This window comes from Achromobacter sp. GbtcB20, from assembly GCF_019091095.1.
Taxonomy (GTDB): domain Bacteria; phylum Pseudomonadota; class Gammaproteobacteria; order Burkholderiales; family Burkholderiaceae_B; genus Achromobacter; species Achromobacter mucicolens.
In genome coordinates this window covers 1-872 of the sequence record NZ_JAGXJZ010000078.1, presented here as the reverse complement: position 1 = coordinate 872, position 872 = coordinate 1, and the positions used below count along the sequence as shown (strand labels likewise).

General features: G+C 66.9%; 2 protein-coding genes. One reads left to right on the top strand and one right to left on the bottom strand.

All coding sequences use genetic code 11. The features are described from left to right. Positions 1–269, top strand: a 269-nt coding sequence (locus tag KVT32_RS27840; RefSeq protein WP_217619167.1) for a YcxB family protein, incomplete at its 5' end; no start/stop codon positions are given. A gap of 149 nt (positions 270–418) precedes the next feature. On the opposite strand, the gene KVT32_RS27835 is transcribed toward KVT32_RS27840, so the two are convergent. Further along, positions 419–872, bottom strand: a 454-nt coding sequence (locus KVT32_RS27835) for a M48 family metallopeptidase (protein ID WP_217619166.1), incomplete at its 5' end; no start/stop codon positions are given.

Below are 872 nucleotides of genomic sequence, written 5' to 3'. Positions count from 1 at the left end.
CCGCCAGCGCCGCGCTGCACTTCGTGCTGCTCGGACGCGGCAAGCGCACCTATGAATCCACCATCGACCAGCACGGCATCGTGCGCACCAGCGGTGGCGTTACGCTGATCGACTGGGCCGACGTGACGGCGGTGCGCACCTACTCGCGCGGCTTCATGATGGTCCTGAAGCGCGGCACCCTGCCGATTCCCTACCGCTGCCTGAACGAGACGCAGCAGGGGGCGATGCGCGTGCTGGCGGCGACGCGGCGCGAGAATGCGCTGAGGTAGGATGTGGCGCGGTGTCGGTTCATGACGCCGCGGGTTCGAAAACGTCCACGCAACGTTCCTTCGTTACAGTAGCCGTATGACGCGTAGGGTGGACGGGTCCCCCGTCCACGCGTTCAGGCAGCGCTCGAATCGCCCGAGCGCTTCGAAGATCAGTCAGTAAACAACACCGGCATCTCATGCGACCGGCGCCGCAGTTCCAGCCGCGCGCCGTCGTAATCCGCATACACCGACCCGACCACCGCCCAGAAGCGCGGGCTGTGGTTCATTTCGCGCAGGTGCGCCAGTTCGTGCACCACCACGTAGTCGACCAGGGCCAGCGGATAGTGGATCAGGCGCCAGCTCAGGCGGATGTTGCCGGCCACCGTGCACGAGCCCCAGCGCGAACCGGCCGAGGACAGCGTCATCGAGCGGTAATGCACGTCCAGGCGCGGCGCATACAGGTCGAGGCGCTCGGTGAACAGGCGCTTGGCCTCGGCCTGGAACCACAGCTTGACGCGTTCCTTCAGCTGCCCTTCCGACAGGCCCGCCACGACGCCGACCCGCAGTTCGCGCGATTCGGAATCGAACACGCAGTGGCTGCGCACCGCCGTCTCGAGGCGCAAG